Raw genomic sequence first — 234 nt, forward strand, 5'->3', positions numbered from 1 at the left:
GGCGGTTATTTGGAACGTTAGGGGTTTGGGTTTAGTTCTTTGGGCGGGTTTATTTAGGCTTGGGGCTCGGCAATTTGGGGCTTTTTTTTATTTTAGGGGGGGTTTTTTTTTTAACGTGGCCCGGTTTTGTTTTTTTATTTAATTGTTTGGGTTTTCTTTGTGTTTTTTGTACACCCCGGGTTTTTTGGGGGGCTTGTGTTTGTTTTTTTGTTTGGTGTGGGTATTGTTTACCAC

At 41.0% G+C, this 234-nt stretch carries 1 protein-coding gene; it reads right to left on the bottom strand.

All coding sequences use genetic code 11. The features are described 5' to 3' along the window. Positions 1 to 49: 49 nt before the first annotated feature. The coding region (locus tag ACR9ZH_RS18480; protein ID WP_481292224.1) for a hypothetical protein at positions 50 to 234 on the bottom strand (185 nt) is incomplete at its 5' end.

Source organism: Luteibacter sp. SVR4-7G, assembly GCF_056755555.1.